This window comes from Dactylosporangium sp. McL0621 (genome assembly GCF_049995355.1).
Lineage (GTDB): Bacteria > Actinomycetota > Actinomycetes > Mycobacteriales > Micromonosporaceae > Dactylosporangium.
In genome coordinates this window covers 3,002,394-3,029,368 of the sequence record NZ_CP188259.1, presented here as the reverse complement: position 1 = coordinate 3,029,368, position 26,975 = coordinate 3,002,394, and the positions used below count along the sequence as shown (strand labels likewise).

The window sequence follows — 26,975 nt, the reverse complement described above, 5'->3', positions numbered from 1 at the left end:
GTGGCCGGTCCGCCGATGTCGCCGGAGGCTCGCATCCAGTACGGTGCCCTGCGTGGAAGACGGGGACCAGACGGAGCCGGCCGCACCGGCGGTGACGGCCGAGCCCGCGGTGGCGAAGATCCCGCAGCAGCGCGGCCCGGACATGCTCCAGCCGCCGCGCCCGGACGAGCCCACCGCGCCGACGCCGACGCTCCCGGACGCGCCGCCGCCGCTCCCGGACGCGCTGCCGACGCTCCCGGACGCGCCGCCGCATCCCCTGGACGCGCCCATCGCGCCGCCCATGGCCTGGCCGACGCCGAGCACCGATCCCGCGCCGTTGCCGCCGGCCGCGGCGCGGCGCCGCTGGCCGCTGGTCTCGGGCCTGGTCGTCGCGGCCGGGCTGGTGCTGGCGCTCATCGTGTGGATCGCCGCGCAGGGCCCGAGCGGGCAGACCGTCGCGCTGCCCGGCCGCGGGCTCCCCGTCCGCTCCGGCGCGCCCGCCGCGGCCGCGCCCCAGACCACCGCCGGCGAGCCCACGGTCGCCGACAAGATCCGCGGTCAGCTCGCCAAGCAGGCCAAGGCGCTGCTGGCCGGGGACCGCGACGGCTACCTCGCCGGGGTGGCGGCCAACCTGCGGGACGGGTACATCAAGCGGTTCGGCTCGCTGCGGGCCATGGGCGTGGGCGGGTGGACGCCGAACCTCGTCGACAAGCCCAGCCAGGGCGCCGACGGCAGCTGGGACGTGATCGTCGAGTACGACTACTGCCTCGGCCAGGGCTGCACCCCGCAGTCCTCCCAGGTCGTGCAGACCTCGTGGAGCATCGCGGGCGACCAGGTGACGGTCACGAAGTACACGGCGGGCACCGACCCGTGGGACGCCTCCGCGCTGCAGGCGCTCACCGGCCGCCGGGCCATCGTGGCCGGCTCCGGGGCCACCGCGAGCAAGCTCCAGCGGGTGCTGACCGCCGCCGACGCCGCGGCCGACATCGCCGACCGCTACTCGCACTGGGGCCCGGCGCCGAAGTGGTACATCGTGTACGTCGCCGCCCCCAGCGAGTGGAACAGCTGGTGGGACAACACCGACCTCGGCCCGTTCTACGACGGCTACTCCAAGGGCGCGCAGGGCGTGGTCATCCAGTCCGACGACGCCGGCGGCAGCTACCTGAAGAACCTGCTCACCCACGAGCTCGGCCACGTCGTGACGATCGGCGACACCTACGGCAGCGCCGATCAGTGGTGGCTCACCGAGGGCATCGCCGACTACATCTCCGACCGCGACGGCCAGACCACGCGGGGCCGCCTGCCGTCCGTGCGCCAGTTCGTCAAGCAGGGCTGGAACGGCTCGATCGCGCTGGGCCCGCCGCCGGCGAGCGCCAAGGGCCAGGAGATCGACGCGCGGTACGGCATCGCGCTGCTCGCCGTCACCTGCCTGGCCAAGAAGTACGGCGAGGGCAAGATGCTGGACTTCTTCGGCGGCGTGGTGCGCAACAAGGAGTCGCTCGAGTCGGCCTCGACCGCCTACCTGGGCACCGCCTGGCCGGGCGTCGCGTCGGCGTGCGCGAACGAGATCCGCAACGCCTGAGCGCCTCAGCGCTCGTCGACGCCCCCGAGCACCGGCTTCACGTCCAGCACCGGGGTGCCGTCGATCGCCTCCAGGCCCGAGACCCGCACGCGCAGCCCCTCGACGGCCAGGATCACGGCGCCGTGCAGGCCGATCGGGTTGGGGCGGTCCGGCGCGCGGGTGCTGAACACGCCGGTCTCCGGCCGCCCGAGGTCGCCGCGCGGGCGCACGGCCAGCACGTCCCGGTCGGCGCGGTGCAGCCAGGTGAGCAGCAGCACCCGGTCGCCCGGGCGCAGGTCGGCCAGGGCCGGCCCGACCCGCTCCGCGAAGACCACCCACGCCTCGGGCGCGCCCTCGTCGCCCTGCCGCGGCGCGCCCGCCCGGTCGGTGAGCGGCGACTCGACGCGGCCGACCGGCCGGACAACGAACCCGTCATGCTCCATACCGCGGACCCTACCGAACCTCAGCCGACGGTGGGTGACACCCGGTTGCCCCGTTTGAGCTCGTAGAACCCGGGCGTCGTCACCATCAGCAGCATGCCGTCGAAGAGCCGCCCGGCCGCCTCGCCGCGCGGCACCGGGGTCACCACCGGCCCGAAGAACGCCGAGCCCTCGATGTGCAGCGCCGGCGTGCCGAGGTCCTCGCCGACCGGGTCCAGGCCCGCGCGGTGGCTGGCCAGCAGCTCCTCGTCGTGCTCGGCGGAGTCCGCGGCCGCGGCGAGGCCCGGGTCGAGGTCCAGCGCGGTCAGGGCACCCCGGAAGAGGTCCGCGCCGATGGGCTCCTTGCCGTGGTGGATGCGGGTGCCGAGCTCGGTGTACAGGTCCCGCAGGACCGGGGGGCCGTAGCGCCGCCCGGCCGCGACCAGCACGCGGACGGGGCCCAGGGTGTCGGCGAGCCAGGTGCGGTACCAGTCCTCGAGCCCTTCCCGTTCCCGGTTGAGCAGCCACAGGCTCATCACGTGGAAGCGGGCCTCGACGGGCCGGACCCGCTCCACCTCGAGCAGCCAGCGCGAGGTGTTCCACGCCCAGGGGCACTTCGGGTCGAACCACATGTCCACGATCGTCACGCCCACCATTCAAGCCGAGCCCATTGGCCCACGGAAGTTCCAATTCGCCGACACGCTGACTGGGCCAAGTGCCAACTTCGGTACGATCCGTCGGTGGGCGACTACTTTCAGGTAATCGCGGACGTCGACGCCGGCGAGGACGAGGCGCCGCGACTCGCCGCCGGGCTGCTGACGTGGCTGGTCGCCGCGGGGATCGTGGGCGCCGAACGGACCGACTGCGTGCTCGGCGCGCCGCTGGGCAACCCGCCCGGGCCGCGGTACGAGAGCGCCGTGACCGCCCCCGACGAGCGCCTGCGCACCAGGTGGACCAACGGCGTCGAGGTGTTCGCGGGCGCCACCGTCGTCGACGCCGGCCAGGGCGCGGACGATGGTCCCCGCTGCCCGCACTGCGAGACCGGCGACCCGCAGTGGGACGCCGTGCAGGCCGCCATCGCACCCTGGCCCGCGGGCCGGCCGGGCGACGTCACGTGTGTCGGATGTGGACGGACGACGCCCGTCGGGGACTGGGTGCCGTGGGCCTTCGCGCGCGTCGGCGTCCGGTTCTGGAACTGGCCGCCGCTGCGCGCGGAGTTCGTGCACGAGACGGCCCGCCGCCTCGGCGGCCACCGCGTGCGGGTCGTCGACGGGAAGCTGTGACTCAGCCGGTGTACCGGAAGGCCTCCGCGGTGAAGGTGCCGTTGAGGTTCTGCTCCCCGTTGTAGCCGCCGACGGCGTAGACGACGCCGTCGGAGACCGCGACCGCCTGCCCGGCCCGCGGGATGTCCTGCTTGGGCAGCGTCGCCGCCGCGCCGCTCTTCTCGCACCACCAGCCGAACGCCTTGGCGCCGTTGTTGCCCCCGAGCACGCACAGGCCGACGTTGGTGATGGACATCGCCGCCGCGCCCTCGCGCGGCGCGTCCATCTTCAGGTGGTCGCCGGTCATCTTGCGGTCCTGCATGATGTCGATCGAGTCGAACGTGACGGTCTTCTCCCCGTCCTGCCGCCGGCCGCCGATGAACCAGATCCGGCCCGCCCGGTCGGTGGTCGAGGTCAGCTTCTCGCGCTTCTCCGACAGCTGCCCGATCGTCTTCCAGCCGGTCGCGCCCAGGGCCCAGACGGTGTCGGTGGCGGCCCCGCCGGCGTCGGTGCCGCCGGCGTAGACGATGCCGTTGCTGTCGTAGACGGCCGTGCCGGAGTTGCGCCCGGCCGGCAGCTTCGGCCCCTCCTCCCACTTCGTGGCGCCGTCCTTGAGCTGCCACACCTCGTCGGTCGCGCCGCCTTTCGCCAGCCCGCCGAGCACCCAGATGCTGCCCGCGCCGTCGAGGACCACCGACATGTGGCTCAGCGGCCGCGGCAGGCTCGGGCCCGACGTCCAGCTGCCGCTGCTGAGAACGTAGATCGAGACCGTGTCGGTCTGGTGCCGCGGCTCCTCGGCGGTGAGGCCGCCGATCACGTACAGCCTCCGGTTGGCGACCGCCGCGCCCGCGCCCTCGATGGCCGTGTCGCTGGGCAGGTTGGGCAGCTTGTCCCACTTGCCGACGACGTGCTGGTCGGTCTTGTCGTCCGTCTTGTCGTCCGTCGTGTAGGTCTTCAGGGCGAAGAAGCCGCCCACCGCCAGCAGCAGCACCGCCACCACCCAGGCGATGAGCGCCAGCCGCTTCCGGCCTCCCGGCGGCGGGGGCGGCGGGGGCGGCGCTGAGTCCACTGTGGACGGAAGCGCCGGGTACACGGCGGGCGAGACCGGGGCCGAGGGCATGGGCGAGCCCGAGACCGGCACGGCCGAGACCGGGGCCGGCATCGCCGAGACCGGGTACGGCATCGACTCCGTGCCGCCGTAGACCGTTCCCGACGGCGGGGCGCTCACCGGGACCGACGCGGTGCCCGTGGCCACCGGCACGCGGCCGTCCGCGGTCAGCTCCGACGGGTGCACGACCGCGCCCTCGGCGACCGGCAGCTCCGGCTGCTCCAGCACGGTCGGCACGACGCCGAGCTCACGGTGCAGCATGCGGGCCACGAGCGGGACGCGGGACGAGCCGCCGACGAGCAGGATGCCGGCGAGCCGGCCGGGCTCCAGGCCGCAGTCGCGCACGACCCGGGCGGTCTCGGCGACGGTACGCGCGATCATCGGCCCGATCTTCTGCTCGAGCTCGTCGCGGGTCAGGTGCAGGGCCGCCTCGACGCCGGGAACGCTGACGGGCGCGACGGTGGTGCGCGAGAGCATCTCCTTGGCCCCGCGGATGTCCTCCCAGAAGAGGCGGCGGTCCCGGCGGTCCTGGGCGGTGCGCGGGTCCTGCAGCCGGCGCCACACGTCGGGCTGCGACTCCTGCAGCACCTCGCCGAGGCGCTCGACGAGCGCGGCGTCGAGGTCGAGGCCGCCGACGTCCTCGAGGCCGCCGGAGCCGATGACGGTGAAGCCCTGCGGGTCGTTGCGCACCACGGCGATGTCGATGGTGCCGCCGCCGAAGTCGTAGACGACGAGGGCCTCGCCGCGGGGCAGCGGGTGGTTGAGGGCGCTGATGAAGTACCGTGCCGCCGCCACCGGCTCGGGGAGCATGCTGACGTCGGTGAACCCCGCGGCGAGCGCGGCGTCGTGCAGCGCCCTGCGCCGGGTCGAGCCCCAGGACGCGGGGTAGGTGAGCACGATCGGCGGCGCGTAGCGGGTCACCTCGGCGACGCCGACCGCGACCGCGCGCAGCACCGCGGCGAGCAGGTGCACGGTCGGGATCTCGGCGCTGCCGAGCAGCACCGACGGCTCGTCGATGCGCCGCTTCGGGTTCGGCTCGTAGCGGCCCGGGTCGAGCTGGGCGAGGCGCTGGGCGTCGCGGCCGACGGCGAGCTGCCCGTCGTCGGTCATGAACACCGACGACGGCATGAGCGGGGCACCGTCGAACAACACGGGCCGGCGCCGCCCATCGGGCGAGCGGATCACGGCGACCGTGTTGGACGTGCCGAGGTCGATGCCGACGACGTACACGACGCTTGCTCCTCTGTTCGTGTTCAGTTCCGCACCGGGATGAGCCGGCGCGGGGTCATGTCGGGGTCCCACTTCGCACCGAAGTAGGGCTGGGCGACTCCCTTGGCGAACGCGGCCGACGCGGCCGGCGACGCGGCGATGCGCCAGTCCGTCTCCTTGACCGACTCGTACCAGAGGAAGCCGATGATCTCCGGGTGCTGCGGCAGCGTCTGCAGCAGGTCGGTGATCCAGTCCGCCTTGCGCCCCTGGGCGTCGGTGGCGGCCGTCTCGGTGACCACGACCGGGCGCTTGCTGAGCTGCTTGATCTCGGTCAGGGTGGGCCGGTAGATCTGGTCGAAGGTCTGGTACGTCTCCATGCCCGCGGTGCCGTAGTAGCCGGACAGGCCGACCCAGTCCACGTAGTCGTCGCCCGGGTACAGCTGCGACAGCGGGGTGGAGTTCTCGTAGACGACGTTGGGGCTCCAGACCCAGACCACGTTCGTGGCGCCGAGCCGCGCGAAGAGATCGTGCACGTGCCGCCAGGCGGCCACGTAGTCGCCCCGCTGATTGCCGTTGGCGGACTCGCCCCACGGGTACCAGTAGCCGTTCATCTCGTGCGCGAAGCGGATCGCCACCGGGTAGCCCAGCGCCTTGATGCCCTGCGCCCACTCGGAGATGTACCCGTCGTAGTCCCCGCCGCTGATCTTCGCCAGGCGGTACTGCGGCTGGGTCCCCCGGTCGTGGTCCCGCTTGGACTCGGCGCGGTAGTCCCACGGCTCCCAGCCGAGCATCGGCAGCATGCCGCGGTTGACGATCCGGTCGAAGGGCTGGCGGTCGAAGTGCTTCTCCGCGCCCCAGCCCGACGCGAACATCATCACCTGCGGGCTCTTGCCGGCCGCCCGCACGAAGCCGTCGTAGTCGGTGAGGTCGCCCGGGCCCTTCTCGGTGAAGACGCCGAAGAACGCGGTGCCCGCCTGCGGGAAGACCTGCGGGCGCCGGCCGGGCGCGCTCGGCGTCGGCGAGAAGCTCGGCACCGGCTCGGCGAGCTGCGCCTGCCAGCTCGCGGTGGTGCTCGTCCCGGCCTCGACGCGCGGGGCGACGACGAAGACGTACCCGCCGATGAGCACGAGCGCGGCGAGCATGAGGCGGGGCAGCGTGATCACGCGGCGCTCCCCTGCGGCACGTGGTGGGCCTCGAGGTTCTTGTTCGGCAGCGGGTACCCGGCGTGCGGCACGGCCGGGAAGCCCCGCACGGTCGGCAGGTCGTCGATCGCGGCCGCGCTCGCGGCGGTCGCGCGGACGGTGACGACGAGGCCGGCGGTCACCGGGTCCTCCACCGGCTCCACGACGCCGCGGTCGCGCAGGTAGGCCGCCCACGCGATAAGGGGCGGGACGATCCCGACGACGACACTGACCGAGGCCCAGAAGCGAAGGGCGATGGAGTCGTACCCCATGATCCCGCTCGTCGTCAGCAGCGCCGCGCCGACCAGGGCCCACACCGCGTGGGTCCGGAACGTCCGGGGCCCGTCGACGCTGCGCAGCCGCCCCTTCGCCGTCACCGCGTAGGCCAGCGGCCGCCGGGCGAGCGCGGCGAGGCCGGCCGCGGCGTAGACGGGCACCGCGAAGAGCGCGAGCAGCATGCCGTGCACGCCGATCTCCCGGCGCTCGTGCCGCGCCAGGTTGAACCGGCGCAGCCACAGCCACAGCACCGCCCAGCTGCCCATGCTGGCCGACCACAGCCCGAGCCACCACTGCCACTCGATCGTCGCCGCGTTGATGCCCAGCCCGAGGTACGTGCCGGTGGCCACGATGCCGGAGACCGCCGACAGCGCGACGCTCGGGTAGTAGGACTGCACCAGCCAGTAGCACAGCCGCTGGCCGCCCCGCAGGTGCCTGAGGTGCGGCCGGGAGCGGCGCAGGAGGATCTCCCACACGCCGTACGCCCACCGCTTCTGCTGGTTGAGGTAGTCGGTCCAGCTCGTCGGGCCCTCGCCGACCGCGACGACGTCGGGGGTGTACACACCCTTCCACCGCCGGTCGGTGAGCGGGTTCTTGGCGCCCATCACGACCATGCTCGTCAGGTGGTCCTCGATGATCGAGTCCTGGTACCCGTCGATCAGCCCCCACGCCAGCGGCCGGTAGAGGTGGTTCGTGCCGATGAGCAGCGGGGCGTCGAGCCCGTTGCCGCCGCGCTCGATCAGGCCGGAGAAGAGGTACTGCTGGACGGACGCGCCGTGCACGACCCAGTTGTCGTACATGTTGCCGTACACCTGCGGCGCCACGACGAACGCGACGTCGGGGTCGCGGAAGTAGCCCAGCGTGCGCTCCAGGAAGCTGGGCAGCGGCACGTGGTCGGGGTCCATCTGCGCGACGACGTCGTAGACGTGCTCGTGCGTGGCCCGCCAGGCGTTGTGGTTGCCGGACTTCGTCTTGGCCCGGAACGCGCCGTGCTCCTGGTTGAACTCGGGCCGCCCCTTGCGGCTGAAGTGGTGTACGCCGAGCCGCCGGCACATCGCCTTCACGCGGGGGTCGTCGCCCTCGTCGAGGATCCAGACGTCGACCTGCCCGTCGTAGCGCACCTGCTGCATGGCCCGCAGCGACCGCTCGACCACGTCGATGGGCTCCTTGGCCGGCACGATCGTGGTCAGCATCGCGATGCGCAGCCCGCGCTCGGGCACCATCGGCACCGGGTCGCGCGCCTTCCAGGCGAACACCCACACGGCGAAGTTCTGCAGCATCCGCACGGCCTCGACGAGCACCACGAAGCAGAACGCGACGCGCGCGACGATGATGCTCGGCCGTGTGTCGTCGCCGGCCGTGCCCGGGATGTGCTCGGGCAGCAGCAGCCAGCCGACGAACACCAGGCCGGTCAGGAAGTTGAGCCCGATCAGCAGCGACAGCATGACCCGCCGCCAGGCCCCGCCGACGTGCCGGAACACCACGGGGTGCTGCGCCTTGCGCGGCATCGTCAACGGCCCGGTCAGCTCGTTGCAGTCCTCATAGGCCCGGTGGGTCTCGGCGAGCTTCGCCTGGGACCGAACCCGGCGGCGCTCGGCCCGGCCGGGTTTGACGGGCTTGATCCCGGCTCCGGGCGTTGCCGATGGGGGCACGACGGTGTCCAGCAACGACCCGGCCTCCGATCTTCACGTGGCGTTCCGGTGGAAACGTAGCCGGGGCCGCCTGAGCTGCTTCGGCAATGCCGATGGTAGGCACAGAATGCGATCACGAGGACCACCCGAACGGGCCGTCATCAATCGCGCCGCATGATCGTTTCCGCAGGTGAAAGCCCTTGCAGCGCCTTCCCGCGGCACCCCGGAGCCCCCCGGATGTAACGGATCCGACAGCCTCTTTCCGGGTCACTTTCTTGAACCGATCCATTGCCGCCGGAAATACCCCGGATTCTGTCGAAAAGCCGACATCGAGCAACAGTTGTGGGGCGTATCAAACCCGGCCGGGCCGCATCTTATGTTGAATACCCGCCGACGAGCGCCTCGGCCGGCCGGCGGCGGGTCCGGGTCAGGCGCGGCTCGGCGAGGAGCAGCGCCACGGCCACGGCGGTGATGATCGCACCCGCCAGGGCGACGCTGCGGACGCCCGCGTGGTCGATGATCAGGCCGCCGAGGAGCGAGCCGGCGGCGATGCCCACGTTGAACGCCGAGCTCCCGCCGGCGGAGGCGAGGTCGGTGCTGCCCGGGGCGACCAGGAGGATGCGGTTCTGCACGGCCGCGGCCATGGCGCTGTAGGCGAAGCCGTTGAGGGCCAGCGCCACGATCGCGGCGGCCTTCAGCGTGCCGAGGCTGTAGAGCAGGAGCAGCGCCAGGGCGATGAGGGCCATCGGGGCGACGAGGGCCGGCCAGGGGTACCGATCGAGAAACCGCCCCACGGCGATGGTGCCCAGGAACCCGGCGGCGCCGGTCACCAGCAGCAGCGGCCCGAGCGTCGCGGCGGCGAACCCCGTGACGTCGAGCAGATAGGGCGTGACGTAGGTCTGTGCGGTCAGCGCGCCGGTCACCACGATCGCCGTGGACAGCACCAGCAGGACGTAGCGCCGCCGCGAGGGCGCCGCCCCGCGCGATGCGGCGTCGGCCTCGGGCGGGGCCGCCGGCACGAGCGCCACCACCACGGCGCAGGTCGCGACGCCGACGACGGCCATGACCAGGAACGCGAAGCGCCAGCCGGCCTGCTGCCCGAGCCACGTGCCCAGCGGCACGCCGAGCACCGGGGCCAGGGCCGCCCCGATCGACATGCGGGCCACGGTGCGGCCGCGCTGCGACGGCGGGAAGAGGCCGGTCGCGGTCGAGGCGACGATCGACCAGAACAGCGCCTGGGTGAGCCCGACGACGAGCCGCGCGCCGAGCAGCACCTCGTAGCCGGGCGCGACCGCGCTGACCAGCGTCGCGGCGGAGAACACGCCGAGGGTGACGCCGAGCAGGAGCCGTTTCGGCACGCGCCGCGTCAGGTGGGCGAGCGGCAGGGACATGAGCACGACCACCGCCGCGTAGCCGGTCATCAGCAGGCCGACCTGCGACTCCGAGCGGTGCAGGTCGTCGGCCATGAGCGTCAGCAGGCCGACGGGCAGGATCTCGGTGGTGACGAACGTGAAGGTCGAGATGGACAGCGCGGCCAGGGCGAGGTTCGCACGTCGCTGTTCGAGCATCGGCGCTCCCCCGTCCCGATGATTCCGGTCAAATACCATGCAATCATGACGATGGCTCGGCTGCGCTGCGATTTCTCCTCCGACGTGCTCGGGGTCGGCACCTCGATGACCGTGCTGCTGCCCCAGCCGGAGCCCGGCGGCCGGGGCGAGCTCGCCACGCTCTACCTGCTCCACGGCCTCAGCGACGACAGCACGGGCTGGACCAGGTACACCGCCCTGGAGCGCTATGCCGACGAGCGGCGGCTCGCCATCGTCATGCCCCAGGTCGAGCGCAGCTTCTACGCCGACGAGGCCTGGGGCCGCCCGTACTGGACCTTCGTCGCCGACGAGCTGCCGCGGATGGCCCGTGGCCTGTTCCGCCTCTCCGACGACCCCGCGAAGACGTTCGTGGCCGGCCTGTCCATGGGCGGCTACGGCGCGTTCAAGCTCGCCCTCCGCCACCCCGACCGCTTCGGCGCCGCGGCCAGCCTCTCCGGCGTCCTCGACCTGGCCACCCGGGCCCGCGAGCTGCACAAGCCGGAGGACCCGCGCATGTGGGAGCGCATCTACGGCGACCCGCCCACCATCGCCGGCACCGACAACGACCTGCTGCACCTGCTCGACAGCGTCGAGAACCCGCCGCCGCTGTTCATCGCCTGCGGCACCGAGGACGTCCTGTACGGGTCGAACGTGCACTTCCGCGACGCCTGCGCCGCGCGCGGCATCCCGCTGAGGGCCGAGTTCTCCCCCGGCGCGCACGAATGGTCCTTCTGGGACGCGAAGATCCGCGACGTACTGGCCTGGCTGCCGTCGACGTGATCCCCACTCCGAGGTCGGCGCGTGTCGGCCGCGACGCTCGCCACGGCCGGCCACCTGGCCGAGGCGCACGTGGTGCGACTGCGAGCGGCGGCCGGCTTCGGCGGGTCAGCGGGCGGCGCCGGTGGGAAGGTCGGGCAGTGCCGGGGCGGCCGGGTTCAGGGCGGCCGCCACCGTGAAGTGCTCCATCTCCTCCAGCAGGCGGTGGACGGACTCGGCCCGCAGGTAGGCCGTGTCCACCTCCGTGGTGATCTGGATCGTGCCGGGGACGTCGTCGATGTTGAGCATCAGCTTCTCGTTGAAGTACGGCAGCGGGGATTCGCGCAGGCAGGTCGTCTGCGGGCGCAGCGCCAGGATCGCCGGCCCGTCCGGGGTGGACTGCGGCGCGCGCAGGGCCAGGCGGCGCTCGTTGTAGAAGACCTGCAGGTCGATCGGCTCGCCGCGGTCCTTGGCCACCCGGCCGATCAGGGCCTGGCGCGTCGCGGGGTCGTAGTAGGCGTACTTCGACGCGCTCAGCGAGGACCGGCGGGCGCGCAGGACGGCCTCCTCCGCCGTGATGCCGCGCGGGTCCAGGACCACCAGGCCGTTCTGGGAGAACGGCGAGACCACGTCGGCCAGGCCCGGGCGGAAGCGGTTGCCGACGATGACCTGGGTCGCGAAGGGGGCGGCGCCGACCACCCGGGTGAAGGCGACGGCGTACGCGGCCAGCAGAACGGGGGCGGTGTCGATCGACAGGAGCGCGGCCAGGCGTTCGCTCGCGGCGTGCAGGGCGGGCGAGGTCCACACGAGCTGGCGGAAGCGGGGGGCCCGCGGCTCGCGGTAGCCGTCCGGGAAGCGCTGCGGGGGGATCGTGCGCAGCTGGGACTCCCAGTGGCGCATGGCGTTGTCGGTCTGGCGGGTCGCGGTGCGCTGCTGGGCGACGACCTCCAAGGGGCCGGTGGCCGGCGCCGGGCCGAGCTCGTGGCGCCGGGGCAGCTCGCGGATCATCGTGGCCAGGCCGGTCGCGTCGGTGGCGATGTGGCAGACCTCGACCAGGACGTGGGTCACCGGGCCGTCGGCGCCGGAGCGGACCACGGCCATGCGGATCGGCCACTCCGTGGTGTAGTCGAAGGTCCGGGCCTTCCAGGCGGCGAACACCTCGGCCGCCAGCGCCGCCGCCGCGGGCGGATCGGTCCCGGCGGTGTGGACCTCCAGGCCGGCCTCGCCGCTCGCGAAGACCTCCTGGGTGGTCGTGCCGTCCGGGGCGAAGCGGAGCAGGGTGCGCATCGACGGGTAGCGCCTCATGAAGAAGCGGAGCTCGCCGGCGAAGTCCGCGACCGTGCGGCCGTCCTGTACCGGGACCACGCCGCCCATGCTCATGGAGCTGCCCATCTCCCGCATGGCCTGGAAGACCTGCTGCTGGCCCCACGTCAGGCGGCCGCGGCCCGCGCCGCCGGCCTCGAAGGTCACTGTGATGCGTTCCATGTCTGGCGATCGTTCGCCCAGACATTGATGTAGGCAAGAAGACTAATGGATGGACGCGCGGGGCTGACCGACCGAGTTCGAGGTTGGATAAAGCCTCAGCCAGATCGTCGGGGGTGGTGCACGGCCAGGGCGGCGAACGCGGGGACGGCCGTCGTCGCGCGCTCGGCCAGGTCCTGCGGCGACAGGGGGCGGGAGTACAGGCAGCCCTGGCCGAAGGCGTAGCCGAGGTGGCGCAGCATCCGGGCCTGGGGCCCGGTCTCGATGCCCTCCGCCACCGTGTCCAGGTCCAGGGCCTGGGCCATGCGGATCACGGCCGTCGCCACCGCCTCGCCGGCCGGGCGGTCCGGGTCCGCGGTGGCGACGCCCACGCTCGCGCGCACCAGCAGCTCGTGGCCCGCCGCCCGCACCGAGGTCGTCAGCGCGTCCTGGATGCGCTCGGCGACGCCGACCGCGTCCGCGCGCGGCACGTCGCCGAGCATGGCCGCGAACTCGTCGCCGCCCAGGCGGGCCACCACGTCCTCGTGCCGGACGGCCCCGCGCAGGCGCTCGGCCACGGTCGTGAGCGGCGTACGAGGCGTCCGGGCTGAGCCGGGCCGGGGTCATGATCGCGGTGCCGAAGGTGACCAGGGCGGTGGCGAGCGCGACGCGGCGCCAGAAGCGGGTGGCGCTGCCGGCGATCCCGGGCGCGGCCCCGGCCAGCCAGGACACGCCCACGGCGAGCGCGAGGCCGAGGGGGGCCAGGACCCAGAGGATCTGCTCGGGCACCGGCACGCCCGAGGCGTAGAGCGCGGCCCACGACGCCGTGGTCAGCAGGCATCCGGCGACCGCGGCCACGAGCCGCCGCATCAGTACCCCTGCCACGGTCTTCCATCGGCAGGCGGCGGCAGAACGTCAGCAGGGTGCACCCGGATGCCGATGAGCGAATCGTGAAGCTCCAGGCCCTTGCCGGGGGGGGCGGCGCAGCGGGCGGCGCGTGGGCGTGCCGCTGATCGACCTCGCGGCATGAACTACGATATCGTATAATCCGATCTCGTGGTATTCCTTCTGCTCGACCTGCAGCGCGCCACCCACGCCACCCTGCAGCGGCTCACGACCGACCTCGCCGACCTGCGGCTCGCCCCGTCCGAGCTCAACGCCCTGGCCAACCTGGCCCGCCACCCGGGCGGCGCGAGCACGGTGTCGGAGCTCGGCGCCGCGGCCGGCACCCGCCCCACCACCCTCACCGGCATCCTCGACCGCCTGGAGCAGCGCGGCCTGCTGGCCCGCGGCCCGCACGAGCACGACCGGCGCACCGTCGTCGTGCGGCTCACCCCGGACGGGTCGGCGACGGCCGCCCGGGTGCTCGCCGCGATGGCCGACCTGGAGCGCCGGGCCCTGGCGAGCCTGCCGCCCGGCGCCGCGGACGATGTCGCGGCGGTACTGCAGGCGCTCACCGAGGCCGCGCGATGACCTCCTTCGAGGAGCTGTTCGCGATCGTCACCGCCGGGCCGGGGCGCTTCGGGCACCGCGAACATGTGCACCTGACCTGGCTCGCGATCCGCCGGGTGGGCCCGGACGCGGCGGTCGCGCTGGTCAGCGACGGCATCCGGCGCACGGCCCGGTACGCGGGGCAGCCCCGCAAGTACCACGTCACGATGAGCCGCGGCTGGGTCGAGCTGATCGCGGCCCGCATGACGCCCGGCGACCCCGACTTCGACACCTTCGCGGCGCGGCGCCCGGAGGTGCTCGGCAAGCGGCTCCTGAGCGAGCACTACCGGCCGGGCACGCTCGCGACGGAGGCGGCCCGGACCGGCTGGGTGCCGCCCGACGCGAAGCCCTTCGAGCTCAAGTCACCGCCTCCGCAAGCTCCGGCGGCGCCGCGACAACCCTGAGCCCACGGTGAGCGGCCCCTCCGCTGCGCTCCGGACCGCTCACACCGCCGCCACCTGCTTGACGTGGCGCAGGGCCGGCACCGACTCGAGGCGCTCCACGCCCCGCAACGGGCCGATCCGGTGCGTGATGTACGTGTACAGCTGCGCCATGTCCTGGCAGATCACGGTGGCCAGGAGGTTGGTCTCGCCCGTCGTCGCGGCCACGAACACCGCCTCCTCGTGCCGGGCCATCTCCTGCCCCACCGCGGCCAGGTGGGCCGGCGCGACCGTCAGCCACAGCAGGAAGCGCGCCGGGTACCCCAGCAGTACCGGGTCCATCTCCACGTCGAAGAAGACGGCCCCGGTCGCGCGCAGGTGCTCCAGGCGCCGCCGCACCGTCGACTCCGACCAGCCCGTCTCCGCGGCCAGCTGCGGGTAGCCGAGGCGGCCGTCGCGGTTGAGCGCGGCCAGCAGCGGCCGGTCCTCCTCGGCCAGGACGGCGGGGGTGCCCGGTGGCGGGCCGGGCGGGCGCAGGCGCCGCACCTGGTCCGGGGTGAGGGTGATGGTGCGGGCCTCGCCGCCGACCGGGCCGCCGGCGAAGTGGTGCATGAGGCAGTGGGCCCGGACCGAGACGATGCGCGGGGTGCGCGGCAGCTTCTGCAGCAGCAGGGTCTCGCGGTCGGCGGTGCCCGGGTTCTGTACGACGCAGGTGACCTCGGTGCCGCCCGAGCCGAGCGTCACCCAGGTGGTGTCGGGGCGGCGGGCCAGGGCGTCGGCGATCGCGCCCGCGCTGTCCGGCGTGGTCTGCAGGCGGATCATCCACATGTCGTAGCCGAGGCGCACGCCGTCGGGCAGGGCCGCGACGCGCAGGCCGGCGTCGCGCATCCGGCGGTACCGCCGCGCCACCGTCTGGTCGGAGACGCCCAGGACCTCGGCGAGCACGCTGAACGAGACGCGCCCGTCGAGCCGCAGCGCGTCGACGATCCCGTGGTCCAGGGTGTCGACTTCCACCACCTCACGGTAGCTCAGGTCGGAATCCGCCGCGAAGGGCCGGAAACCTACCGGCAAAGCGGCGCGCACCGCACATTCGTCGGCATGCACAAGTGGTCTGCTCTCACCGCCGTCTCCATCGGCACGTTCATGCTGCTCGTCGACGTCACGATCGTGACCGTCGCGCTGCCCGCCGTGGCCCGCGACCTCGGGGCCACGCTCGGCGGGCTCCAGTGGGTGCTCGACGGGTACGCCCTCGCGCTCGCCGCCGTCCTGCTCGCCTCGGGCGCGCTGGCCGACCGGCACGGGCGCCGGAAGGTGTACCTCGGCGGCACCGTCCTGTTCGCGGCCGCCTCGCTGCTGTGCGCGGTCGCCCCCAACGCGGGCCTGCTGATCGCGGCCCGGTTCCTGCAGGGCCTCGGCGGCGCCGCGATGTTCGCCACCACCGTCGCCATCCTCAGCGTCGCCTACTCCGGCAAGGACCGCGGCGTGGCCTTCGGGGTCTGGGGCGCGGTCAACGGCGCCGCCGCCGCGGCCGGGCCGATCGCCGGCGGGCTGCTCACCGAGCACCTGGGCTGGCGCTGGATCTTCCTCGTCAACCTCCCGGTCAGCCTGGTCGCGATCTGGTTCACCCTGCGCGGCGTCACCGAGTCCCACGGGCGCGCGAGCACCGGCAACAAGCTGGACCTCGCCGGCACCGTCACCTTCACGCTCAGCGCCGCGGCCGTCACGTTCGCCCTGATCCGCGGCGGCGACGCCGGCTGGGCCGCGCCGAGCACCCTGGCCGCCTTCGCCCTCGCCGCCCTGGCCCTGGTCGCGTTCATCGTGGTCGAGCGGCGCACCGACCACCCGATGCTGGACCTGCGCCTGTTCGGCCGGCCGTCCTTCAGCGCCCTGATGGTGGCGGCGGTACTCGCCCAGGCCTCCGCCTTCGCGTACCTGCCGTTCACCACGGTCTGGCTGCAGCAGTTCCTCGGCAAGGGCCCGGTCGACGCCGGCCTGCTCGGCGCCCTGCCGATGAGCGCGGCCGCGTTCGTCGCCGCGGCGTTCGGCGGCCGGTTCCTGCAGCGGGTACCCCCGCGCTGGAGCATCGGCACCGGCCTGCTGCTGATCGGCGCGGGCGCCCTGCTGCAGGCCCGGCTCACGCCGGCCTCGACCGGGGCCGCGCTCATCCCCGGCCTGATCGTGGTCGGGCTCGGCGTGGCCGCGGTGCTGCCGACGATGGCCTCGGCCGCCCTGGCCGCGGTGCCGAACGAGCGCAGCGGCATGGCCGGCGGCGCGGTGAACACGTTCCGCCAGCTCGGCTTCGCCCTGGGCGTGGCCGTGTTCGGCTCGATCTTCGCCCACCGGCTCGCGGGCCGGCACGCCCCGACCGACGCCGTGAACCACGTGGTCGCCGTGGCCGGCTTCGTGGCCCTGGCCGCCGCGGTCCTCGTGCTCCTCGTGGTGCGCACGGGCCGCCCGGCCTGGGAGGCCCCGGCCGCCCCGAAGGCCGCGGAGAACCCGGTCGTCGGTGAATCGGTGTAGATCGCGCCCATAATGGCGGGATGGACGTCACCTGGTGGGGGCACGCGACCGTGGCCATCCGCGAGCGCGGAGTCACGATCCTGACCGATCCGGTGCTGCGCGACCGCCTGGCGCACCTGCACCGCCGGCGGGGGCCCCGGCCGCGGCTGGACCGGGCCCCCGACGCGGTCGTCGTGTCCCACCTGCACTCCGACCACTGCGACCTGCCGTCCCTGCGGCCGCTGCCGCCGTCCACGCGGCTGATCGTGCCGCACGGGGCGGCGGCGTTCCTGCGCTCCCGGCTCGGCGAGCGCGACTTCGTCGAGCTGCGGGCCGGGCAGGAGACCAAGGTCGGCGACGTGACCGTGCGGGCGGTGCCGGCCGCGCACGACGGCGGCCGGACGCCGAAGTCGCGCATCCGGGCGGTGGCCCTGGGCTACGTGGTCAGCGGCGACCGCTCGGCCTGGTTCGGCGGCGACACCGGGCTCTTCGACGAGATGAAGGAGCTCGGCCCGGTGGATCTGGCGCTGGTACCGGTCTGGGGCTGGGGCTGGACCCTCGGCCCCGGCCACCTCGACCCGGGCCGCGCCGCCGAGGCGATGCGGCTGGTCGAGCCCGGCCAGGCGGTGCCGATCCACTGGGGCACGCTGTGGCCGATCGGCTGCGGGCGGGTGCGGCCCGACCGTTTCCACCGCCCCGGCGACGAGTTCGCGGAGGCCACCCGGGGCACCGCCCCGCGCACCGACGTGCGCGTGCTCGCGCCCGGCGAGAGCCTGACCGTTTCGTGATCACGCTCGGGGGCCTGGCCGCCGCGGTGGCGATCATGTTCGGAATCGTGGCGGCCGGGTCGATCCTCCCGGTCCTGCCGACCGGGGCCGCGGTGAGCGCGACGGCGGTGCTGGGCGCGCACTACAGCCCCCTCGCCGTGCCGGTCGTGATCGCGGCCGGCGGCCTGGGGGCCTACCTCGGCGACGCCGTCACCTTCGCCATCTGCCGCGCCGGCGGGGAGGCGCTCACCCGGCGGCTGCGGCTGCTGCGCCAGCCGTGGAAGCTCGCCGGGACGGTGCGGGAGCGGCTGCGCCGGCGGCCGGTGACCGCGCTGCTCGTGTCGCGGCTGGTGCCCGGCGGCCGGATCCCGGTGCTGCTCACGGCCGCGATCGTCGGGCTGTCGTGGCGTACCTTCATCGTCTCCAACGTCGCCGCGTGCCTGCTGTGGTCGGCCACCTACTCGGCGATCGGCCTGCTCAGCCGCAACGTCTTCCCGCAGCCGTGGCAGGGCGTGGTCTGCGCGATCGTCGTCGTGCTCGTCGCCGGGCAGGTCGCGGGCCGGGTGGAGAAGCGCCGTCAGGCCCGCGCCGGCAAGGACTCCGGGGCGCAGGTCACGCCGTAGCCTCCACGTAGATCGTCTCGTCGTTGCGCAGCACCTGGTCGAGGTCGGCCACGTCCGGGCGGGCGCCCTCGCGGTAGGCGCGCACCGCGATCGCGTCCTCGCCGAAGCCGGCCGCCGTCAGCGCGTAGCGCAGCTCCTCGAGGTCGTAGAGCCAGCGGTGGCCGTACACGTAGAACAGCTGGTTGAACATGAACGCCCCGCGCGCGGGCATGGCGGGCGCGACCCCGGTCAGGGCCCGGTTCATGCGCCGGCGGTGCTTGCCGAAGAAGCCGTCGTGGCTGACGTAGCTCTCGGCGTACACCTTCAGGTCGGGCGTGGTGATCCGCAGCAGGCCGCCGGGGCGCAGGATCCGCCGGACCTCGCTCAGCCAGGCGATCCCGGCCCGCAGGGTCACGTGCTCGATCAGGTGCTCGGCGTAGACCCAGTCCACGGTGTCGTCGGCGACCGGCAGCGGGCCGGTGATGTCCATCTCGGCGAAGTACGCGCTGCCGTCCACGCGGTACACCTGGCCGGGCCCGGTCTTCGTGCCGTCGGCCGCGGTGAGCGAGACGAGGTCGGTGCCCAGCCCCTGCGGGTGGCTCGTCTTGAACGCGGCGAACTCGATGCCGGTCAGGCCCAGCCGGTCGAGGTGCGAGCGGTCGAGCACCTCGGCCTCGAGCTCGGGGGCGAGCTTCTCGACGCGGGCCAGGTCGTCGGTGAACGAGTCGACCGTGGCGGCCAGCTCCTGCGGGTCTTCCCAGTTCCAGGGGCGTAACGCGGCCTCAGACATGCGTCGATCTAAACACCTCGAACTCTTGCGGACAAGGGAAGATCCTTGTCCCGCAACGGGGTTTCGGGCGGCGGCGCGCGCAGCCCGAGCTCGTCGAGCCAGGCCACCAGCCGCTCGTGCACCGCGACCGGGCCGCGCAGCTCGGCCGCGGGCATCGGCCACTCGGCCGGGTGCACCAGGATCGCCTCGGTCTGCCAGCCGCCGATGCCGCCGTGCGAGCCGACCAGCTCCTCGAACGCGGCGACCTCCTCGGTGCCCGCGTCGACCCGGCTCACCACCACCAGGTCGCCGACGTGGGCCATGCCCTGGTGCTCGAGCAGGTCCGCGGCCGCGGCCGGGCCGTAGGGCAGCAGCGGGTCGTCGCCCTCGACGCGCCCGTCGCGCAGGTGGTGCCGGCCGGCCGGGCCGATCGCCACCGGGCCGTCCGCGGCCGCGGCGACGACGAGCCCGATGCCCGGGTGCTTGGCCAGCCCGTCGACCAGGCCGGGGCGCAGCGCCTCGACCGCGTCCAGGTCGGCGCGGCCGGGGACGCCGGTGAGGTACAGCATGGCCAGGTTCCCGGACGCGATCGTGATCACCTCGCCGCGCGGGCCGACGGTCACCGGGCCGCACGAGCGGGTCTGGTGCGACACGCCGGCGAGCAGGGCGTTGGCCCGGCCCCAGTCCTCGTCGTCGGGGCCGCCGCTCATCGGCTCGGAGCCGTTGCCCGCGAGGTCGCCGACGAGCTGCTCGAGCGTCACGCCGTACCGCTGGCTGAAGGTGGCCCCCTGGCTCTGCCCGTGGTCGGAGAGTACGACGATGCGGTAGTCGCGGGCCGCGACCCGGGCGAGCTTGTGCAGCGTGCCCAGCACCCGGTCGAGCCCCTCCAGCGTCTGCAGGGCCTCCGGGCGCAGCGGCCCGGCGTGGTGGGCGACCTCGTCGTAGTCGACGAAGTCGCAGTAGACGACCGGGGCGCCCCGGCTCATCTGCTCGGCGATGAGCGAGACGTTCAGGTCGCGCAGCAGCACGTTGGTGACCGCGCGCAGCGCGACGTACGCGGCCGTGCGCGGCACCCGCGGGTACACGTTGCGGAACCGCTGCCGGCGCGCCTGCTGGATCTCCTTGAGCATCTCGCCGACGGAGAGCACGAGCGCCCGCGCGAAGCCGTAGGGGCTGGCGACGAAGGCGAGGTAGCCGCGCGCCGACCGGCCGGGCAGCGCGGCGTTGCTGAAGGTGAGCAGGCTCGTCGGCGCGTCGCCGGAGAAGACGTTGCTGATGCTGACCCCGTCGTCGGCGAGCAGGCCGCGGCCGGTGGAGATGCGGGCCTCGACGTCGGCGGCGTCGCGGGGGCGGTTGGTCACCACGAGCCGGGCGCCGTCCTTCTCGTACCACCGGAACGCCGGGATCTGCCCGAAGTCGCCGTGCATGATGCCCGCCTGGCTGGCCGGGGTGGTGGCCGGCATGCCGGTGTGCCAGGCGCGCATCGCGTGGGTGCCGGTGCGCAGCCACTTGCCGAGGTTGGGCAGGTTGCCGGCCTTCACCGCCCACGACAGCAGCGGCGCGGAGAGCCCGTCGAGCTGCACGATGAGCACCCCCGGCTCGGCCGCCGGCGGGCCCCGGTGCCGGCGGGCCATCTGCCGCAGCGCCTGGCCGAGGAAGACGTCCTCGCTGCCGGCGTCGGCCAGCCAGTTGACGAGCGCGGTCAGCACGGCCGCCAGCCAGCTGGCGATCCAGGCGTCGGCGAACGAGTCGACGCTCACCCCCTTGGCGAGGTGCAGCGCGGTGAACATGACCACGGCCTGGATGATCACGCCGACGGCGAGCACCCCGACGCCGCCGACGAGCACGGCCACGCCCAGCAGCGCCAGGCGCATGAGGGTGCCGATGGCGGCGAGCAGCACGGTGAGCTCGACCAGGGCCGCCGGGCCGCCGCTGGCGCGCACGCCGGGCAGCGCCCAGAAGGTGACGGCGAGGACGACGAAGCTCGTCACGCCGGAGCGCAGCAGCGACTTGCCCCACGCGACGGTCAGGCGCCAGTCGCGCAGCAGCCGCAGTGCGAAGCGAACACGCTGAGCGACGACCCCCACGGCGCCAAGATTACGGGCTTCTACACCGGCGCGGGATCCATCAGCTCGGTGACCGCCTGCACATACCGGCCGGCGCTGCGGGTGCTCTCCCGGGCCGCCGCCCAGCGCTCGCCGGGGTGCACCGGGCGCGGCGCGGCGAGGACGTGACGCAGGGCGGTGAGCTCGGCCAGGTGCGCGTCGAGGAGCGCCAGCAAGTCGGGGTGCACCTCCTGTTTATCCCACGTTCATCTTCGCGAGGTGGGCCGTTCACTGCGACAATGGGACGCATGGCCGGAAAGCTTGAAGTTGAACGCAAGTACGAGCTGCCGGACGGTTTCGCCCTGCCGGATCTCACCGGGGTCGGCGGCGTCACCTCCGTCGGCGAACCCGACGACCAGCAGCTGGACGCCGTCTACTACGACACCGAGGGGCTGCACCTGGCGCGGGGCCGGGTCACGCTGCGCCGGCGCACCGGCGGCAACGACGCCGGGTGGCACCTCAAGCGCCCCGCCGGCGGCGAGCGCAGCGAGCTGCAGCTGCCCGCCAACAACCGCCAGCGCACCCCACCCAGCGCCGTGGCCGACCAGGTCCGTGCGCTCACCCGCGGCGCCGAGCTCGCCCCCGTCGCGCGCATCCGCACCCACCGCGTCGAGCGCGCGCTGCGGGGCGCCGACGGCAACACCGTCGCACTGCTCGCCGACGACCGCGTGAGCACCGAGTCCCTGCGCAACGGCGGCAGCGCCCGCCGCTGGCACGAGCTGGAGATCGAGCTCGTCGACGGCGACCCCGAGGCCCTCGAGCGCCTCGACGCGGCGCTGCGCAAGGCCGGCGCCCGCCCGGCCAAGAGCCCCTCGAAGCTCGCCCAGGCCCTCGGCCCCGACTACCCGCAGCCGATCGGCGCTCGGCTGCGCGGCCCCAAGGCCCGCCGGGCCCTGGCCGCCTACCTCGCCGCCCAGCGCGACGCCCTGATCGAGCAGGACCCCCACGTGCGCGAGGGCGACGCCGAGGCCGTGCACAAGATGCGGGTGGCGACCCGCCGCCTGCGCTCCACCCTGCGCTCGTTCGCCCCGCTGCTCGACGGCGACCTCGACCGCCTGCACGGCGAGGTCAAGTGGGTCACCGGGCTGCTCGGCGAGGTCCGCGACTGCGACGTGATGAGCGAGCGCCTGGCCGGCCTCGTGCACGCCGAGCCGGTCGAGCTCGTCCTCGGCCCGGTCGCGGCCCGCATCACCTCGCTGCTCGCCGCGCGGGCCGCCGAGGGCCGCCGGGCGCTCACCGCGGGGCTGGACAGCCGGCGGTACACCGACCTGCTCAACGAGATCGACTCGCTGGTCCTGCGCACGGCCCGGCCGGAGCGCATCTCCCGCCGGCGCCTCATGCGCCGCGCGCGCAAGGCCCTGCAGCGCGCCGACGCCCGCCTGGCCGGGGCCGAGACCGACGAGCGGATGCACGAGGCGCGCAAGTCCTACAAGCGGGCCCGGTACGCCGCCGAGCTGGTCGCGCCCCTGGGCGGCAGCGCCGCCACGCGCCTGGCCGAGCGGGTCACCGACCTGCAGGACGCGCTCGGCAACCACCAGGACGCGCTGGTGACCGGCGAGCTGCTGCGGCAGTACGGCATCGCCGCGTACGGCGCCGGCGAGAACGCGTTCACCTACGGGCTGCTGCACGCCCGCGCCGACGAGCACGGCCGGCGCTCGCTGCAGGACGTGCCCAAGGCCCGCCGCAAGGTCCGGAAGGCGGCGCGGGCCCTGTACGGGTGAGCACCGGGTGACACGGGGTGCGTGGGTTCGATAAGGTTCGAAGTCCGCATCCCTCTCACCCCGGGTTGACCAGTGCAGCTGCAGATCCACCTCGAGCCCTTCGGGGACGGTCCCACGCCCGACGTCGACGAGCTGCTCAACCTCCAGCGGTGGCTGGTCGGCGAGCCCGGCATCGTGCAGTCCGAGATCGGGCTGTCGACCGCGACGGTCCCCGGCGAGCTCTCCGCCGCCGTGGAGATCATCAGCCTGGTGCTCGGCACCGGGCTGTCGGTCGGGCAGTTGCTGCTCGCGGTGTCGAACTGGCGGCGGACCCGGCCCGTGGCCCCGGCGATCGTGCTGACCCGCATCGACCCCGACGGGCGGTCGGTGCGCATCGAGTCCTCCGACCCGGCGGCCGTCGCCGCCGCGGCGCGGGCGCTCGACGGCTGAGCCGGGCCGGACGGTGGCGGAACTGGCTGACCCGCGCGTCTCGCGGGCCGTGCTCGTCGGCGGGGCGCGGTACGCGGCGCTGCCCGAGGTGGCGGCGATCACGAGGAACCTCAACGGGCTCGCCGGGGTGCTCCAGGACCCCGACCTGTGGGGGCTGGCCCCCGAGCACTGCACGGTGCTGCACGACCCCGACGACGCCCGCGAGGTGTCCCGGGTGCTGCGCCGGGCCGCCGAGGACACCGCCCCCGAGGGGATGCTGTTCGTCTACTTCGCCGGCCACGGGCTGGTCGACCCCATCGACGGCAGTCTGGTGCTGGGGCTCCGGGACACGGACCCGGCGGTACCGTACGAGGCCGGTCTTCCCTTCGAGCTGATCCGCCGCGCGGTCGCCGGCAGCCGGGCCCGCCGCCGCCTGGTGATCCTCGACTGCTGCTACGCCGGGCGCGCCGTGGGCCACCTCGCGGGCGGGGAGTCGGGCAGCCAGGCGGTCGCGGACCAGGCCGGCACCGACGACACCTGCCTGCTGGTCTCCGCGCCCCGCAACCGCACCGCCCAGGCCCCGCCCGGCGAGCCGTACACCGCCTTCACCGGCGAGCTGCTGCGGGTGCTGCGCGGCGGGCTGCCCGACCGCCCGGCCGTGCTCGACGTGCGCACCGTGTGGCGGGAGGTGACGCTGCGGCTGCGCGAGCGCGGCTTCGAGCTGCCGGAGCTCCGCTCGGCCGGGGACGAGCTGCCCTTCGTGATGAACGGCGCCCGCCACCACCGCGACCTCGTCGGGCGGATCGTGGTCGCCACCGCCGCCGTCGAGGACCGCGACCTGCGCCAGGCCGCGGTGCTGATCCTGCGCCACGACCGGTCCCGGGGCGCCGTCGGCGTGCGGATCAACCGGCCCACCACCGACCCGCTGCCGGTCGACATCCCGCAGGGCTGGCGGCGGCTGCTGACCACGCCGGCGGTGCTCTTCGACGCCGGGCCGCTGAGCCGGTACGAGGGCTTCATCGCCGTCGCCCGGCTGCGCCCCGACGTCGAGCCGCCGCTGCGGTGGCGCCCCATCCGCGACCGCCTCGGCGTGATCGCCCTGTCCGCCGACCCGCAGCCGCTGGCGCCGGTGATCGCCGGGCTGCGGCTGTTCTCCGGCTACCTCGGCTGGGGCCCCGACCAGCTGGAGGCCGACATCGACGGGGGCCTGCTGCTGCTCAGCGACGCCGACGTGCGCGAGGCGCTGTCGAGCCGGCCGCGGGACCTGTGGACGACCCTGCACGCCCGGGCCGCGGGCGAGTAGAGCCCAGGAAGGTGAGCATGGAGCTGAGGCTCATCGACGAGGTCGTGTCGGCGATCCGCCACGGCGGGACGGTGACGCTCATCCTCGGCGCCGGGATGACGATGCCGGCCGTGCCGGGCCTGGAGGAGCTCGTCGAGCTCGCGGACCGCTACGCGGCCGGCCTGGGCGACGACGGCGAGCTCACCCAGGCGCTGCGGCAGGCGCGGGAGGGGCTCGACCCGCACGCGCTGCCGATCGACGTCTACCTCGCGTACCGCCGCGTCTTCACCGCCCGCCGCTCCTCCGGCGAGTTCGACGTCGTGGCCCAGCAGGCGGTGCTTGCCGGCTACCGGGCGCCCGACCTCAACTCCTCGCCGCTGGCCACGCACGGCATCTGGCAGCGCGTCGACCTGCGCCTCGGCGAGCGGGTCGAGAACAGCCTGGACTGGTGGGAGCTGCCGGCCGGGGTCCGCGCGGTCGGGCGGCTGCTGGCCGGGCGCCCCGACGAGTTCGGCAACAGCGTGCTCACCACGAACTTCGACCCGCTCTTCGAGGTGGCGGTCCGCCAGACCGGCCGGCAGGCGGTCAGCGTGCCGGTCGCGCCCGACGGCCGCCCGGACCGCCGCCCCGAGGGCGAGGGTGCGGTGCAGGTGTTCCACCTCCACGGGTTCTGGCGCCCGGTCAGCGAGGAGGTGCGCTCGCCGCTGCTGCACGACCCGGCGCCCGACGCCACCGCGTCCGAGGCCCACTCGCGGGCCCTCGCGGAGCTGGTCACCGGGGATCTCGTGCTCGTGGTGGGGTACAGCGGCTGGGACGACGTCGTCACCGGCGCCCTGCGGGCCGTCGCCGCGTCGCGGCCGGTCCGGGTGCTGTGGGCGCTGCACGACGCGGCCCCGCTGCTGCTGCCCGACCGCCTGGCCGGGCTTGTCGAGTTCTTCACCGACATCCACGGCGACGACCTGTTCACCGGCCTCGCCGATCGGCTCGAGGTGCCGCCCGCCGGCCCCCGCGTCGACCCCCGGCGCCGGGTCCGCCACCTGGAGTGGGAGCGCGAGCTGTTCTCCCAGCCCGGCAACACCGCCCCGGAAGGTGTACTCCCCCTGCTGCGCCAGCTCGAACGGCGCTACGGCTGGGGCGTGGACTGGGCCGCCGACCCGCAGCGCCCGCGGCTGCTCTTCTGGCCGGTCCGGCTGCGCGCCCGGGCGTCGCTCATCAACGCCGTGCAGTCCCTGACCGCCGCGGCGCTGAGCGCGCGCGGCGTGCGCGTGGTCGTGTGCCTCGACGACTTCGGCATCACGGGGCGCGAGGAGCTCAGCGCCGCGTTCGCGGCCGACCTGACGCGCTGGATGCGCCGCGTGGACCCGGCCGCCGAGCCGCAGGTGGTCTCGCTGCAGGACTACGTGGCCACGGCGTCGGCGTCCCTGGAGCGCCCGACGGACCCGTGGTCGGTGGCGCGCGTCTTCTACGGCGAGCGCAACCCGTCGCTGTACAGCGTGCTGGCCGCGATCAAGGTCGTACCGCACCTGGCCCTGCACGACCTGGAGCGCAACGCGGGCGCGATCGTGCAGACGCTGCTGAGCAAGGACGCCAACCGCCTGCTGACCCCGCTGACCACCTGGTCCTACCTGCACCACCTGCTGGAGAACGAGCCGGCGGCGGGGGTGATGGCCTACGCGGGCAGCGACGAGCGGCTGCTGTGGGAGCAGTTCCGGGAGCACTTCGGCCTGGGCGGGACGCTGCTGTACAACCCGTACATCAAGCACCTCACGAACGAGTCGCGCATGGTGCGGTGGACCTCGCCGGAGGAGCTGCGGGCCTACCTGTCCTCCACGCGCGGGCTGCCGGGGTGGGGCTCGGAGGGCGGCTACGTGCACTGGCTCGTGCAGAACGCGTTCCTCCTGCCGCGGTACCTGACGGGCTCCTCGTTCCCGGAGGCGGGCGGCTACAACCTGGACTCCTGGTCGGCGTTCGCGGCGGCCCTCTCGGCGGGCGTGCCGGTGCTGGACCTGCTCGCCGAGGACGTCTCGTCCTTCTATCTCGGCTAGTCATCCGATATGCCGGTTATGTCAGGGGGCCCTTCGTAGGGTCGCTGACCTGGCGTTGTGCAGGTAGCGTTTGGGGCATGACGGTGGGGGTCCTGTCGGCGAGCGGGATTGATCGCTGCGTTTCGTTACTCGGCGAAGAACTGACGGCGTACATTGCGGGCGCCGCCACGGTGAACGAGTTCCACCGGTGGCGGGACGACCGGGGCCGCTGGGCGGAGTTCGGCGCCCGCATCCAGGGCGCGGTCGAGGTGGCCGACGCCTTCGCGCGGGCGAACCGGCTCGGCGCGGCGGCCGGCTGGCTGCGCGAGGTGGGGGCCGCGGGCATCGCGGGCCGCTCCCCGGCGCGCCTGCTGCGCGAGGCGACCGGCGACACCCTGAAGCGCGTGATCGACGCCGCCGAACGCTTCACGAGGCGCTGACGCCCCGGCGTCCGGGCGGCGCGGATGACGCTGTATACCTGATCTCGGAGTGGGTCTC

The 26,975-nt window shown here is 74.1% G+C and carries 25 protein-coding genes; 13 read left to right on the top strand and 12 right to left on the bottom strand.

The window, feature by feature from the left end:
* The first annotated feature begins 52 nt into the window (after nucleotides 1-52).
* Nucleotides 53-1,561, top strand: a complete 1,509-nt coding sequence (locus ACPPVO_RS14180; RefSeq protein ID WP_426511664.1) for a hypothetical protein — start codon at nucleotides 53-55, stop codon at nucleotides 1,559-1,561.
* Nucleotides 1,562-1,566: 5 nt separating this feature from the next.
* On the opposite strand, the gene tsaA is transcribed toward ACPPVO_RS14180, so the two are convergent.
* Both tsaA and ACPPVO_RS14170 read right to left on the bottom strand, forming a co-directional pair.
* The gene (gene tsaA, locus ACPPVO_RS14175; RefSeq protein WP_426511663.1) at nucleotides 1,567-1,983 is read right to left on the bottom strand and encodes a tRNA (N6-threonylcarbamoyladenosine(37)-N6)-methyltransferase TrmO; all 417 of its coding nucleotides are present in this window, start codon (nucleotides 1,981-1,983) and stop codon (nucleotides 1,567-1,569) included.
* Nucleotides 1,984-2,003: 20 nt separating this feature from the next.
* Nucleotides 2,004-2,615 (bottom strand): disulfide bond formation protein DsbA, encoded by a 612-nt coding sequence (locus ACPPVO_RS14170; RefSeq protein ID WP_426511662.1) that lies wholly within the window; start codon nucleotides 2,613-2,615, stop codon nucleotides 2,004-2,006.
* Between the two features lie 84 nt (nucleotides 2,616-2,699).
* Between ACPPVO_RS14170 and ACPPVO_RS14165 the strand changes: the two genes are divergently transcribed.
* On the top strand, nucleotides 2,700-3,242 hold the full coding sequence (locus tag ACPPVO_RS14165; protein WP_426511661.1) for a hypothetical protein: 543 nt from the start codon (nucleotides 2,700-2,702) through the stop codon (nucleotides 3,240-3,242).
* 1 nt (nucleotide 3,243) lies between these two features.
* Here ACPPVO_RS14165 and ACPPVO_RS14160 read toward each other — a convergent pair whose 3' ends face one another.
* The 4 genes from ACPPVO_RS14160 to ACPPVO_RS14145 form a co-directional block, all read right to left on the bottom strand.
* Entirely contained in the window at nucleotides 3,244-5,559 is a 2,316-nt protein-coding gene (locus ACPPVO_RS14160; protein WP_426511660.1) for an Hsp70 family protein, read from the bottom strand.
* A gap of 23 nt (nucleotides 5,560-5,582) precedes the next feature.
* Nucleotides 5,583-6,701 (bottom strand): glycoside hydrolase family 26 protein, encoded by a 1,119-nt coding sequence (locus ACPPVO_RS14155; protein WP_426511659.1) that lies wholly within the window; start codon nucleotides 6,699-6,701, stop codon nucleotides 5,583-5,585.
* A complete protein-coding gene (locus ACPPVO_RS14150; RefSeq protein WP_426511658.1) occupies nucleotides 6,698-8,647 on the bottom strand; it encodes a glycosyltransferase family 2 protein in 1,950 nt (649 codons plus the stop codon). The genes ACPPVO_RS14155 and ACPPVO_RS14150 overlap by 4 nt, the downstream gene beginning before the upstream one ends.
* 353 nt (nucleotides 8,648-9,000) lie before the next feature.
* Complete coding sequence (locus ACPPVO_RS14145; RefSeq protein WP_426511657.1) at nucleotides 9,001-10,194, bottom strand: MFS transporter; 1,194 nt, start codon at nucleotides 10,192-10,194, stop codon at nucleotides 9,001-9,003.
* A 51-nt stretch (nucleotides 10,195-10,245) separates the two neighbouring features.
* Here ACPPVO_RS14145 and ACPPVO_RS14140 point away from each other — a divergent pair, with 51 nt between their 5' ends.
* Nucleotides 10,246-10,992, top strand: a complete 747-nt coding sequence (locus ACPPVO_RS14140; RefSeq protein ID WP_426514626.1) for an alpha/beta hydrolase — start codon at nucleotides 10,246-10,248, stop codon at nucleotides 10,990-10,992.
* Between the two features lie 105 nt (nucleotides 10,993-11,097).
* On the opposite strand, the gene ACPPVO_RS14135 is transcribed toward ACPPVO_RS14140, so the two are convergent.
* Nucleotides 11,098-12,453, bottom strand: a complete 1,356-nt coding sequence (locus ACPPVO_RS14135; protein WP_426511656.1) for a condensation domain-containing protein — start codon at nucleotides 12,451-12,453, stop codon at nucleotides 11,098-11,100.
* Nucleotides 12,454-12,548: 95 nt separating this feature from the next.
* Nucleotides 12,549-13,007 (bottom strand): diguanylate cyclase, encoded by a 459-nt coding sequence (locus tag ACPPVO_RS14130; protein WP_426511655.1) that lies wholly within the window; start codon nucleotides 13,005-13,007, stop codon nucleotides 12,549-12,551.
* Between the two features lie 478 nt (nucleotides 13,008-13,485).
* Here ACPPVO_RS14130 and ACPPVO_RS14125 point away from each other — a divergent pair, with 478 nt between their 5' ends.
* Nucleotides 13,486-13,902, top strand: coding sequence for a MarR family winged helix-turn-helix transcriptional regulator (locus ACPPVO_RS14125; protein WP_426511654.1), 417 nt, complete (start codon nucleotides 13,486-13,488; stop codon nucleotides 13,900-13,902).
* Nucleotides 13,899-14,324, top strand: a complete 426-nt coding sequence (locus ACPPVO_RS14120) for a hypothetical protein (protein ID WP_426511653.1) — start codon at nucleotides 13,899-13,901, stop codon at nucleotides 14,322-14,324. The genes ACPPVO_RS14125 and ACPPVO_RS14120 overlap by 4 nt, the downstream gene beginning before the upstream one ends.
* Nucleotides 14,325-14,363: 39 nt before the next feature.
* On the opposite strand, the gene ACPPVO_RS14115 is transcribed toward ACPPVO_RS14120, so the two are convergent.
* The gene (locus ACPPVO_RS14115) at nucleotides 14,364-15,314 is read right to left on the bottom strand and encodes an Lrp/AsnC family transcriptional regulator (protein WP_426511652.1); all 951 of its coding nucleotides are present in this window, start codon (nucleotides 15,312-15,314) and stop codon (nucleotides 14,364-14,366) included.
* Between the two features lie 84 nt (nucleotides 15,315-15,398).
* Between ACPPVO_RS14115 and ACPPVO_RS14110 the strand changes: the two genes are divergently transcribed.
* Genes ACPPVO_RS14110 through ACPPVO_RS14100 form a run of 3 tightly spaced genes read left to right on the top strand, consistent with a single transcriptional unit; the run spans nucleotide 15,399 to nucleotide 18,189 of the window.
* Nucleotides 15,399-16,820 (top strand): MFS transporter, encoded by a 1,422-nt coding sequence (locus ACPPVO_RS14110; protein ID WP_426511651.1) that lies wholly within the window; start codon nucleotides 15,399-15,401, stop codon nucleotides 16,818-16,820.
* A 20-nt stretch (nucleotides 16,821-16,840) separates the two neighbouring features.
* The gene (locus ACPPVO_RS14105; protein ID WP_426511650.1) at nucleotides 16,841-17,587 is read left to right on the top strand and encodes an MBL fold metallo-hydrolase; all 747 of its coding nucleotides are present in this window, start codon (nucleotides 16,841-16,843) and stop codon (nucleotides 17,585-17,587) included.
* Entirely contained in the window at nucleotides 17,584-18,189 is a 606-nt protein-coding gene (locus ACPPVO_RS14100) for a DedA family protein (protein ID WP_426511648.1), read from the top strand. The genes ACPPVO_RS14105 and ACPPVO_RS14100 overlap by 4 nt, the downstream gene beginning before the upstream one ends.
* Here the strand turns inward: ACPPVO_RS14100 and ACPPVO_RS14095 are convergent.
* Genes ACPPVO_RS14095 through ACPPVO_RS14085 form a run of 3 tightly spaced genes read right to left on the bottom strand, consistent with a single transcriptional unit; the run spans nucleotide 18,179 to nucleotide 21,230 of the window.
* Nucleotides 18,179-18,958 carry a class I SAM-dependent methyltransferase gene (locus ACPPVO_RS14095; RefSeq protein WP_426511647.1) on the bottom strand — a complete coding sequence of 260 codons (780 nt, stop codon included), beginning with the start codon at nucleotides 18,956-18,958 and terminating at the stop codon, nucleotides 18,179-18,181. The genes ACPPVO_RS14100 and ACPPVO_RS14095 overlap by 11 nt on opposite strands.
* Nucleotides 18,959-18,966: 8 nt before the next feature.
* Nucleotides 18,967-21,024 carry an alkaline phosphatase family protein gene (locus tag ACPPVO_RS14090; protein ID WP_426511646.1) on the bottom strand — a complete coding sequence of 686 codons (2,058 nt, stop codon included), beginning with the start codon at nucleotides 21,022-21,024 and terminating at the stop codon, nucleotides 18,967-18,969.
* Nucleotides 21,025-21,044: 20 nt separating this feature from the next.
* Nucleotides 21,045-21,230 carry a hypothetical protein gene (locus ACPPVO_RS14085; RefSeq protein WP_426511645.1) on the bottom strand — a complete coding sequence of 62 codons (186 nt, stop codon included), beginning with the start codon at nucleotides 21,228-21,230 and terminating at the stop codon, nucleotides 21,045-21,047.
* Between the two features lie 60 nt (nucleotides 21,231-21,290).
* Between ACPPVO_RS14085 and ACPPVO_RS14080 the strand changes: the two genes are divergently transcribed.
* The 5 genes from ACPPVO_RS14080 to ACPPVO_RS14060 all read left to right on the top strand — a co-directional run bounded on the left by ACPPVO_RS14080 (nucleotide 21,291) and on the right by ACPPVO_RS14060 (nucleotide 26,917).
* The gene (locus tag ACPPVO_RS14080; RefSeq protein WP_426511644.1) at nucleotides 21,291-22,763 is read left to right on the top strand and encodes a CHAD domain-containing protein; all 1,473 of its coding nucleotides are present in this window, start codon (nucleotides 21,291-21,293) and stop codon (nucleotides 22,761-22,763) included.
* A gap of 72 nt (nucleotides 22,764-22,835) precedes the next feature.
* Nucleotides 22,836-23,192: an effector-associated constant component EACC1 gene (locus ACPPVO_RS14075; protein WP_360376613.1), complete on the top strand. Its 357-nt coding sequence runs from the start codon at nucleotides 22,836-22,838 to the stop codon at nucleotides 23,190-23,192.
* Between the two features lie 13 nt (nucleotides 23,193-23,205).
* Nucleotides 23,206-24,474, top strand: a complete 1,269-nt coding sequence (locus ACPPVO_RS14070; protein WP_426511643.1) for a YqgE/AlgH family protein — start codon at nucleotides 23,206-23,208, stop codon at nucleotides 24,472-24,474.
* A gap of 17 nt (nucleotides 24,475-24,491) precedes the next feature.
* Entirely contained in the window at nucleotides 24,492-26,498 is a 2,007-nt protein-coding gene (locus ACPPVO_RS14065; protein ID WP_426511642.1) for an SIR2 family protein, read from the top strand.
* A 77-nt stretch (nucleotides 26,499-26,575) separates the two neighbouring features.
* On the top strand, nucleotides 26,576-26,917 hold the full coding sequence (locus ACPPVO_RS14060; protein WP_426511641.1) for a hypothetical protein: 342 nt from the start codon (nucleotides 26,576-26,578) through the stop codon (nucleotides 26,915-26,917).
* The last annotated feature ends 58 nt before the right edge of the window (nucleotides 26,918-26,975 follow it).

Bases quoted from the DNA above. Each gene is read 5' to 3' on its own strand.
- ACPPVO_RS14105 (WP_426511650.1), top strand. From the start codon at position 16,841: ATGGACGTCACCTGGTGGGGGCACGCGACCGTGGCCATCCGCGAGCGC.
- ACPPVO_RS14095 (WP_426511647.1), bottom strand. From the start codon at position 18,958: ATGTCTGAGGCCGCGTTACGCCCCTGGAACTGGGAAGACCCGCAGGAG.
- ACPPVO_RS14140 (WP_426514626.1), top strand. From the start codon at position 10,246: ATGGCTCGGCTGCGCTGCGATTTCTCCTCCGACGTGCTCGGGGTCGGC.
- ACPPVO_RS14065 (WP_426511642.1), top strand. From the start codon at position 24,492: ATGGAGCTGAGGCTCATCGACGAGGTCGTGTCGGCGATCCGCCACGGC.
- ACPPVO_RS14145 (WP_426511657.1), bottom strand. From the start codon at position 10,194: ATGCTCGAACAGCGACGTGCGAACCTCGCCCTGGCCGCGCTGTCCATC.
- ACPPVO_RS14135 (WP_426511656.1), bottom strand. From the start codon at position 12,453: ATGGAACGCATCACAGTGACCTTCGAGGCCGGCGGCGCGGGCCGCGGC.
- ACPPVO_RS14080 (WP_426511644.1), top strand. From the start codon at position 21,291: ATGGCCGGAAAGCTTGAAGTTGAACGCAAGTACGAGCTGCCGGACGGT.
- tsaA (WP_426511663.1), bottom strand. From the start codon at position 1,983: ATGGAGCATGACGGGTTCGTTGTCCGGCCGGTCGGCCGCGTCGAGTCG.
- ACPPVO_RS14120 (WP_426511653.1), top strand. From the start codon at position 13,899: ATGACCTCCTTCGAGGAGCTGTTCGCGATCGTCACCGCCGGGCCGGGG.
- ACPPVO_RS14060 (WP_426511641.1), top strand. From the start codon at position 26,576: ATGACGGTGGGGGTCCTGTCGGCGAGCGGGATTGATCGCTGCGTTTCG.
- ACPPVO_RS14170 (WP_426511662.1), bottom strand. From the start codon at position 2,615: ATGGTGGGCGTGACGATCGTGGACATGTGGTTCGACCCGAAGTGCCCC.
- ACPPVO_RS14110 (WP_426511651.1), top strand. From the start codon at position 15,399: ATGCACAAGTGGTCTGCTCTCACCGCCGTCTCCATCGGCACGTTCATG.